Below are 9268 nucleotides of genomic sequence, written 5' to 3'. Positions count from 1 at the left end.
CGGGATCAGCAGCACGTGGATGGTGAAGAACCGCGGCACGATGTCGTGGCCGGGGAACTCCCCGCCGAACAGGAACATCTGGATGTACGTGCCGACCAGCGGCACGGCGAGGATCGAGCCCTCGATGAACCGGATGCCGGTGCCGGAGAGCAGGTCGTCGGGCAGGGAGTAGCCGAAGAAGCCGTCCAGCATGCCGAGGAAGAGCAGCAGGAAGCCGAAGACCCAGTTGATCTCGCGGGGCTTGCGGAAGGCGCCGGTGAAGAACACCCGCATCATGTGGACGAACATGGCGGCGACGAAGACGATCGCCGCCCAGTGGTGGATCTGCCGGATCAGCAGGCCGCCGCGCACCTCGAAGCTGATGTCCACGGTGGAGGCGTAGGCCTCCGACATCGGGACGCCCTTGAGCGGCACGTACGAGCCGGCGTAGACCACCTCGCCCATGCTGGGCTTGAAGAACAGCGTCAGCCAGACGCCGGTCAGGATGATGATGACGAAGGTGTAGAGGCAGATCTCGCCCAGCATGAAGGACCAGTGGTCCGGGAAGATCTTCCGCAGGTTCGCCCTGGCCAGGGAGTAGATCCCCAGCCGGCCGTCCGCCCAGTCGGCGGCCCGCTGCCCCCGCCCAGGGCTCTGATTCCGGGTCATGTGCACGCACCTCGGTCCGAAGGAAGCGGGGAGGAGCCCCCGGTTCGCACTGGTGCCCACGATAACCGGGGGGTAATCCCCATTTCCATTCGGGGTGGTCGGTGCGCCGAAGGGCGGCGGGTCCTAGGCGGTCGGTGGTTCCACCCGGGCGTACGCCTCCGGCGGGATCGGGAAGCGCCTCAGCAACTCCTCCATCCAGGCGGTCGGATGGGTGGCCCGAGCCGCGCCGCCGGGCAGGGCGCGCGCCTTGCGGATGCCGTCGAGCAGCGCCTCCACCGCGGCCTCGGTGGTGTACCGCTCGGAGACCCAGCGGCGGCCCGCCCGCCGCACCTCGTCCTGGCCGGGCAGGTCGAGCAGTTCCAGGGCCCGGTCCGCCAGCCGGTCCGTTTCGAGCTCCGGGATCCGCCACGCGGACGGCGAGTCGAACAGTTCCGCTCCGCCGCCGCCGGCGTAACCGGTCACCAGGCAGCCGCTGGCCATCGCCTCGGCCGGCGGCAGGCCGAAACCCTCGCCCTCGGGCGCTCCCAGGGCGATGAACACCGAGGTGTCCGACAGCACGCGGGCGACCTCCTCGTGCGGAACCGCGTGGATGTCGTACAGCTCGACGCCCCTGGACCGCGGGTCGGCGTGGAGCAGACGGTGGAGCAGCGTGCTCTCGACGGGGCGCTTGCGGGACATCCACGCGATGCGCCGGACCCGCCCGGTCGACGCCGGCCGGAACAGCCCGGTGTCGACGGTGTTCGGCACCAGGTGCGGTTCGAACCCGGGCAGGGCGCGGCGGAGCATGTCGGCGCCCGCCTTCGAGACCGTCCACAGGGCCGGCCGGGCCGACCAGCCCGGGTACGGGCCGGGGGCGGGGCAGGTCAGGAAGTGGACGTAGTGCCCCTGCGAGTAGACGACCTTGCGGCCGCCGGGCGCCGGGTCGCGGCCCGGGAGCACGCTGACCTCGGGCAGCACGAGCACGTCCTCGGGGCCGAGGTCCAGGGTCATCCCGGACAGCGTCGGCACGTCGTCGTCGAACCACGTGTAGCGGAAGCCCGGTGTGGGCGTCCAGCGGTACGCCTCGACGCCGGCGGCCCGCAGCAGCGCGACCTGTTGGTTCAGGACACGGATGCCGCCCAGCGGGAACTGGAACTCGAACGACGCGTAGACGACTCGGCCGGTCACCGAACCTCCCTGACGAACCAGCGACTTGAGCGGAACAGGGCCCCACGGATCCAGGGACCCACGGACCCACGGACCCACGGACCCACGGACCCCCGGATCCAGGGAACCAGGGATCCGGGGCTACTGCAGGTGCTCCTCGATCTCGGCGATCAGCCCGTCCTCGAAGCGGAAGTAGGTGGTGGCGTGGACCCGGCTGCGGGTGCCGTCCGGCGCCTCCAGCACCAGGACGTGCTGCTGGAGCACCTCGTCGGGCTTGTGGAACCGGCGCACGACCTCGTACCGCAGGGAGTCGACGGTGGCGAAGAACGCGGCGATCCGCTCCAGCCGGGCGTCGATCGGCCGGGTGCCGTCGCCGTCGTTCTGCCACACCGTGGCGCCGGGGGTGCACAGGGCCCGGAAGCCGGCGAGGTCGCGTGCCTCCAGCAGCCGCAGTCCGGCGTCCACCGTCGCGTCGAGGTCCTGGTCCATGGGCTTCTCCGTTCAGTGCGGGCGGGAAGGGGAGGGGTGCCGGTCGAGCAGGCCGAGGCCGCGCAGGTCGGTGACGTACTTGGCGACGAGGGCGGGGGACAGCCGCGGCACGTCCCGGTCGGGCCCGATCCCGGCCGCCCGGACGGCCTCCCGGAACCGCGGGGCCGGGGCGGGCCGGTCCTCGGCCGGCTGCTCGAAGGCGTGCAGCAGGGGCAGCACCGAGTGGGTGCGCTGCCGTTCCGGCAGGGCCCGGACCGCGGTCGTGAAGCGGGCGAACCAGTCGTCGTAGTCGTCGATGCGCCGGATCGGGTGGCCGTCCTCGACCAGCCAGTCCACGAGGGTGTCCAGCGAGGCGCCGTCGTCGTGCGGGTTCCAGGCGTTGTAGGTGCGGTAGCCGTCCGGGCCCGGGGTGCCCAGCGCGGTGACCGCCTCGGCGAGGAAGTCGACCGGGAGGCCGTCGTACCGCGCGGGCGCGCCGCCGCGGTGGAACGACCGCGGCGCGATCCCGGTGGCCACCAGGCTGAGGACCAGCCGGGTGAACACGTCGGGCACGTTCAGCTGTCCCGGGTAGCTGCTGTGCGCGAGGATCATGCCCGACCGGAACGTGGTGACCGGCAGGCCGTACCGTTCGTGGGCCTCCCGCAGCAGCACCTCGCCCGCCCACTTGCCCGCGGCGTACCCGTCGGCGTAGCCCCGGCCGAGGCGGCGGAGCGGGATCGCCTCCCGGACGTCGGCGTCCTCGTCGAGCGCGGACGGCCCGGCTCCGCCGCGCACGGCCACGGTGGACAGGTAGGTGACGGGCTTGAGCCGCTCGGTGAGCGCCAGCCGGACCAGTTCGGCGGTGCCCGCGACGTTGGGGCCGAACAGCTCGGCGTAGGGCAGCACGTGGTTGACCAGCGCGGCCGGGTGGACGACCAGGTCCACCGACTCGGCCAGCCCGTTCCACACCGCCCGGTCCAGGCCCAGGCGCGGTTCGGCGAGGTCTCCGGCGAGGACCGTCAGCGTGTCGGCGGCCAGCTCCCGGTACCGCCGGGACGCCTCGCCCCCGGTGCCGAAGGCCCGGTCGAGCCGCTCGGCCGCGTCGGCGGGCGTGCGGCCGCGGACGAGGCAGACCAGCCGGCCGCCGGACGGGGCCAGTCGGCGGAGCCACTCCAGGCAGAGGAAGCGGCCGAGGAACCCGTTGGCGCCGGTCAGCAGGACGGTCCGGGGGGACTCCGCGGGGCCGGGCAGGCCCGGCGCGGCGGCCAGGGTCGGGGCGTCGATGAACCGGTCCGGGGTGAGGTCGCGGGCCCGGACCTCGGTCGCGCCGCCGCCGTGCACGGAGGCGGCCGTGGGCCTGCTCCCCGGGGCGGTGCGCCGGGCCTCGACGTACGCCGCCACCCCGGCCAGGTCGGTGGCCGGGCCGAGGACGACGCCGACCGGCACCTCGACGTCCAGGACCTCCTTCAGGAGGGTGGTGAAGGACAGCGCGGAGAGCGAGTCGCCGCCGAGCTCGGTGAACCGCGCGCCGGTGTCCGCGCCGGCGTCGGCCCGGCCCAGGACGGCGCGCACGGCCCGGTTCACGGTCTCCTGGACCGGCCGGTCGGCACCGGTCCGGCGCAGTTCCCGCAGCTGCCGGCCCTGTTCGTCGGCGAGTTCGGCGTAGCGGCGCTCCAGGGCCGCGCCGTAGCGTTCATGGAGCCGGGGGCGCAGCAGCTTGTGGCTGTCGGAGAGCAGGCCGTTGGCCGGGCTGAAGGGCTCGGTCTCGACCAGGAAGTCCCGGGGCACCTCGTACGGGTTGAGCCCGTTCTCCCGGGCGGTGCGCCGCAGTTCCCGGTCGATCAGCAGCTTGAGCGCGGCCGGGTCGCCGTCGGCGCGGGCGATCGCCTCCGGGGTGGGCACCACCACGGCGAGCAGGTGGGAGCGCTCGCTGTTGCCGTACACGAAGACCTGCCGGACCAGCGGGCTGCCGAGGAAGACGCCCTCCAGCCGGGAGACGGTGACGAACTCGCCCTGGGACAGCTTGAGCACGTCCTTGGTGCGGCCGACGTAGACCAGCCGGTCCGGTCCGACCTCGGCCATGATGTCACCGGTGCGGTAGTAGCCGTCCTCGTCGAAGACGGCGGCGGTGAGCTCGGGCCGGCGGTAGTACCCGGGGATGGCGGCGCTCGTCCTGAGCAGCAGCTCGCCGCGCGGGTGCGGCCGGTCGGTGCGGAAGCAGCCCAGCTCCGGGACGTCGACCAGCTTGTAGTCGAGGACGGGCGGGCGCTGCACCACGGTGTCCAGTAGCACCCCGCCGGCCTCGGTCGAGCCGTACCCGGTGTACAGGTGCAGTCCCAGGCAGGACTCGACGAACTCCGCGACCTCGGCGGACAGCGGCGCCGTCCCGCAGAAGGCCTTCGCCACCCGCCCGCCGAGGACGGTCTCCCGCAGGTGGGCCTTGACGGCCGCGTCGACGTCGCCGGGCTCGCCGGCCCGCCGGTCGAGTTCGCCGCGGTACCGCTGGAAGAGCATGTCGCAGATCCGGGGGACCATGGTCAGCTCGGTGGGCCGGACCAGCGCGATGTCCTCGAACAGGGAGGACAGGTCGCTCCTGGCGGTGAAGCAGCCCAGGCCGCCCCGGGCGAGCGTGCCCAGCACCGACATCCGGCCCGCCTGGTGGCTCTGCGGCATGTAGTGGACGACGACGGACGGCACGTCGGCGGGCCCGTAGACGAATCCCCACCACGCGTTGCGGGCGAGGCGCTGCGGGTACATCGCCCCCTTCGGGGCGCCGGTGCTGCCGGAGGTGTAGAGGAGCAGGGCCAGCGGGTCCTCGCCCGGGGCGGGGACGTGCAGCGGGGGGTCGGGCAGCAGGGCGCCGCGCCCGACCGCGGCGCTGAGCGTGTCGAGCACGGCGGTGCCGCCGGCCTCGGTCAGCCGCCGGGCGGCGGCCTCGACGGCGGCGCGCTCGGCGGGGACCCCGGGGTGGTGGTCGAACACCAGGAGGCGGCGGACCGACGGCTGCCCGAGCACCGCGGCGACGGCGGTGTCCAGCCGTTCGACGCTGGTGGCGAGGAGCCGCGGCCCGGTCTCCGCGACGATGGGCGCCAGCTGGGAGAGCGGCGCGCTGGCGTGCAGCGGCACGGAGACCAGGCCCAGGTGGACGCCGGCCAGGTCGACGGTGGCGTGGTCGGTGCTGCTGAAGCCGAGGACGCAGATCCGGTCGCCCGGGGCCAGCCGGTACCCGGGCTCGTGCGCCCAGGCCCCGGCGAGCGCCCGGACGCGGGCCCACAACTCCCCGTAGCTGACGGTGTCGTACCTCGGGAGCAGCCGCCCCGTCGCCTGGTCGCGGGCGCGTTCGCCGAGGGCGGGCCGGTCCCGGTAGGCCGCCATGACGGTCGCCATGATCTCGGCCGGGCTGGTGGCCGGATCGGCGAGCGCCGCCCGTACGGCCTCCGACTGCCCCGTCGCGCCCGGCCCTTCCGCCGGGGGCAGGGCAGCCGTGGCGGAGCTCACCAGGCGACCGGCAGGGCGTCGGCCCCGCGGATGAGGCGTTCGGTGCGCCAGCTGATCCGCTCGGGCGGGACGGCGAGGTGCAGCCCCGGCAGACGGCGGACCAGGGAGCCGAGCACGGTGCGCAGTTCCATCCGGGCGAGCTGCGCGCCGAGGCAGTGGTGCACGCCGTGCCCGAAGGTGACGTGCGGGGACGCGCTGCGGTGGAAGTCGATGCGGTCGGGCTGCTCGAAGACCTCCGGGTCCCGGTTGGCCAGCCCGAGTTCGGCGACCACCGCGTCGCCGGCGCGGATCTTCTGCCCGCTGAGCTCCAGGTCCTCGACGGCGATCCGGGTGAACCCGGCGGTGGCGCTGATCGGGACGACCCGGGAGAGCTCCTCCACCGCGCCGGGGATCAGACCGGGATCGGCGACCAGCTCCCGCCACAGCTCGGGGCGGGTCAGCAGGGTGTAGACGAAGTTGCCGATCTGGTTGGCGGTGGCCTCCTGGCCGGCGGAGAGCAGGCTGACCCCGAGGCCGACCAGTTCCTCCTCGGTGAGCGCGTTCTCCTCGCCCTCGACGGAGGCCAGTTCGCCGAGCAGGTCGGCGGTGGGGTGGACCCGGCGTTCGGCGACCAGGCCCGCCAGGTAGTCGTTCAGGTGCCCGCGGTCGCGGGCGGACAGCTCGGGGTCGGAGAGCGTCAGCAGGCCGTCGACCCAGGAGTTGAACCGGTCGCGGTCGGCGAGCGGCACCCCGAGCAGTTCGCAGATCATGGTGACCGGCAGCGGCCAGGTCAGGGCCTTGGTCAGGTCGGCCGGCGAGCCCGACGCGATCATCGCGTCCAGCAGCTCGTCCACGATCTCCTGGGCGCGCGGCCGCAGCGCCTCGACCCGGCGGAGGGTGAACGGGTTGGCCACCCGGCGCCGGAGCCGGGTGTGCTCGGGCGGGTCCATGCTCAGCATCGAGGTGCGGGGGAGGCCGGCCGAGACCGTGCGGGGCACGTGGTCGCCGACCGCCTCGGCGCGGCTGAACCGGGGGTCGGCCAGCACGGCGCGGACGTCGGCGTAGCGGCTGACCAGCCAGGCGTCCCCGCCGAACGGCAGACGGACCCTCAGCACGGGCTGCTCGCCGCAGACCGCGGCCAGCTCCGGGTCGATGTCGAGCCGGTGCGTCGGGCCGAACGGATAGGCGCGGGGCCCGTCGTCCGTCGCGGTCATGTTGTCAGTCCTTCCGGTCCCGGGGGCGGTCACAGTGCCGCGATCCGCCCGCCGTCGATGACGAGGTTGCTGCCGGTGATCCAGGAGGCGCGCGGGGACACCAGGAACCCGACGGCCTCGGCGATGTCCTCGGTGCGCCCGATCCGGCCGAGCGGGATCCCCTCGGCCCAGTCCGCCGTGTCCGTCCCGAGCCCGAGGTAGTCGGCGATCCCGTCCCTGGCCTCGTCCGCGCCCGGCGTCATGACGTTCCCGGGGGAAAGCGCGACGACCCGGATGCCGTCCGGCGCCAGTTCGGTCGCCAGCCCTTTGTGGTAGACCTCCAGGGCGGCTTTCGCGGCGGCGTAGTGCAGGATCACCGGATAGGACGAGACGGTGGCGATCGAGGACATGTGGACGATGACGCCGCCGCCTCCCGAACGCATCGCGGGGACGAGTGCGGAATTGAGCCGGACGGCGGAGAGGAAATTGATGTCGACGGTGTACTGCCAGTCCTTCTCGATGTCCAGTGCGCTCTGGAAGGTCCTACACCCGCCGGCGTTGTTGACCACGATGTCCACGCCGCCGAGGATTTCCAGCGCGGTGTCGGCGAATTCCCGGACACCGGCCGCGGTGCTGAGGTCGGACGGTACGAAGGCGGATTCGGCCGGGGTGTCCCCGGTCGGTTTGCGCGCGGTGGTGACGACGGTGGCGCCGCTCTCCAGCAGCTTCCGTGCGATGCCGGCGCCGATGCCGCGGCTTCCGCCGGTCACCACCGCCCGCTTTCCGGCCAATTCCCGTTCCATTCCGGTTCCGCCGCCTCTCCCTGGTCGGAAAACCTGTCCGCGACGCCTTTCGGCAGAAGAGACGCTTTTCGGCGTACGGGCGGGTACGGCCCGGTGCCGGTGCGGAAGGGCGGCGCGGAACCACCGCGGACCACTATCCGCGACCCGCTTCGGCAAGGTCAAGAAGATTGTGTCGATGCAGTGCATCGCCTGGCGCGGTGCAGAAAGGCGGTCGGCCGCCGGGCGGGCCGATGCCGCTGGACGCCGGGAACGATAGCCCCGATAATCGTCGAATTGCCGACGCACGGACCTCCGGTATGAGACGGACGGAAACACCGCCGCGGCGCGGCGGGATATCGCCCGGGGCGTCCGGCCCGGAATTCAGACGAACTCGGGAGGAACAATGGCGGGCTTGGGAGAGCCGTTCACCGTGGGCGACCTGACGGTCCCGAACCGGATCGTGATGGCGCCGATGACCAGGATGAAGTCCCCCGGAGGGGTGCCGGGCCCGGACGTCGCGGAGTACTACGCCCGCCGTGCGGCCCACCGGGTGGGGCTGATCGTCACGGAGGGCACCTACATCGGCCGCCCCGCCGCCGCGGCCTACGACGGGGTCCCCCGGTTCCACGGCGAGGAGGCGCTGGCGGGCTGGTCCCGGGTGGTGTCGCTGGTGCACGCGGCCGGCGGCCGGATCGTCCCGCAGCTGTGGCACACCGGGGTGCAGCGCCCGGGCACCGAACCGCCCGCCGAGGGGCCCTCGGGGATCGGCCTGGACGGCGGCCCGGCCGGGCGGGCCATGAGTCAGCAGGACATCGACGAGGCCGTGGCCGCCTTCGCGCGCGGCGCCGCGGACGCCGAGCGGCTCGGGTTCGACGGGGTCGAACTGCACGGCGCGCACGGCTACCTGATCGACGACTTCCTGTGGCACGGCACCAACCGCCGCACCGACCGCTACGGCGGCGACCCGGCCTCCCGGGCCCGGTTCGCGGCCGAGGTGGTGCAGGCCGTCCGGGCGGCGGTGAGCCCCGGGTTCCCGGTCCTCTTCCGGCTCTCCCAGTGGAAGGTCGGCCGCTACGACGCCCGGATCGCGGAGAGCCCGGAGGAGCTGGAGCAGTTGCTGACCCCGCTGGCCGAGGCGGGGGTCGACGCCTTCCACGCGTCCACCCGCCGCTACTGGCTGCCCGAGTTCGAGGGCAGCGACCTCAACCTGGCGGGCTGGGCGCGCAAGCTCACCGGCAGGGCCGCCGTGACGGTCGGTTCGGTCGGCCTGGACCGCCAGTACGGCGAGGGCGTGTTCACCGACGGCTTCACCCGGCCGGCCGGGCTCACCGGCATCGAGGAGCTGGTCGAGCGGCTGGAACGCGACGAGTTCGACCTGGTCGCGGTCGGCCGGCCGCTGCTGGCCAACCCCGACTGGGCGGAGCGGGCGCTCGGCGGCGGGCTGGCCGGGGCGGTCCCGTACGACCCGTCGGTGCTCGCGACCCTGGTCTGACCACCGGACCGGCTGACCGGCTGACAGAAGGAGGGCCGGGCCCGCGGCGTGTGTGCGGGAAC

General features: G+C 73.6%; 7 protein-coding genes. 1 reads left to right on the top strand and 6 read right to left on the bottom strand.

The window, feature by feature from the left end:
• The 6 genes from ACWDCZ_RS37215 to ACWDCZ_RS37190 all read right to left on the bottom strand — a co-directional run.
• Positions 1-648: cytochrome b (locus tag ACWDCZ_RS37215; RefSeq protein ID WP_449818229.1), on the bottom strand; the 648-nt coding region annotated here is incomplete at its 3' end.
• A gap of 123 nt (positions 649-771) precedes the next feature.
• Positions 772-1815 carry a glycosyltransferase gene (locus ACWDCZ_RS37210; protein ID WP_449818228.1) on the bottom strand — a complete coding sequence of 348 codons (1044 nt, stop codon included), beginning with the start codon at positions 1813-1815 and terminating at the stop codon, positions 772-774.
• A gap of 120 nt (positions 1816-1935) precedes the next feature.
• A complete protein-coding gene (locus ACWDCZ_RS37205) occupies positions 1936-2283 on the bottom strand; it encodes a nuclear transport factor 2 family protein (protein WP_049658964.1) in 348 nt (115 codons plus the stop codon).
• A 12-nt stretch (positions 2284-2295) separates the two neighbouring features.
• A complete protein-coding gene (car, locus tag ACWDCZ_RS37200) occupies positions 2296-5760 on the bottom strand; it encodes a carboxylic acid reductase (protein ID WP_449818227.1) in 3465 nt (1154 codons plus the stop codon).
• Positions 5757-6953, bottom strand: coding sequence for a cytochrome P450 (locus ACWDCZ_RS37195; protein WP_049658615.1), 1197 nt, complete (start codon positions 6951-6953; stop codon positions 5757-5759). The genes car and ACWDCZ_RS37195 overlap by 4 nt, the downstream gene beginning before the upstream one ends.
• 29 nt (positions 6954-6982) lie before the next feature.
• A complete protein-coding gene (locus ACWDCZ_RS37190) occupies positions 6983-7735 on the bottom strand; it encodes an oxidoreductase (RefSeq protein ID WP_074002290.1) in 753 nt (250 codons plus the stop codon).
• A 382-nt stretch (positions 7736-8117) separates the two neighbouring features.
• Between ACWDCZ_RS37190 and ACWDCZ_RS37185 the strand changes: the two genes are divergently transcribed.
• Positions 8118-9206, top strand: a complete 1089-nt coding sequence (locus ACWDCZ_RS37185) for an NADH:flavin oxidoreductase (RefSeq protein WP_449818226.1) — start codon at positions 8118-8120, stop codon at positions 9204-9206.
• The last annotated feature ends 62 nt before the right edge of the window (positions 9207-9268 follow it).

The sequence above is a fragment of the Kitasatospora sp. NPDC001225 genome, from assembly GCF_053597855.1.
Note: the sequence above shows the minus strand (reverse complement) of the source record. Positions and strands in the feature narration are given on the sequence as shown.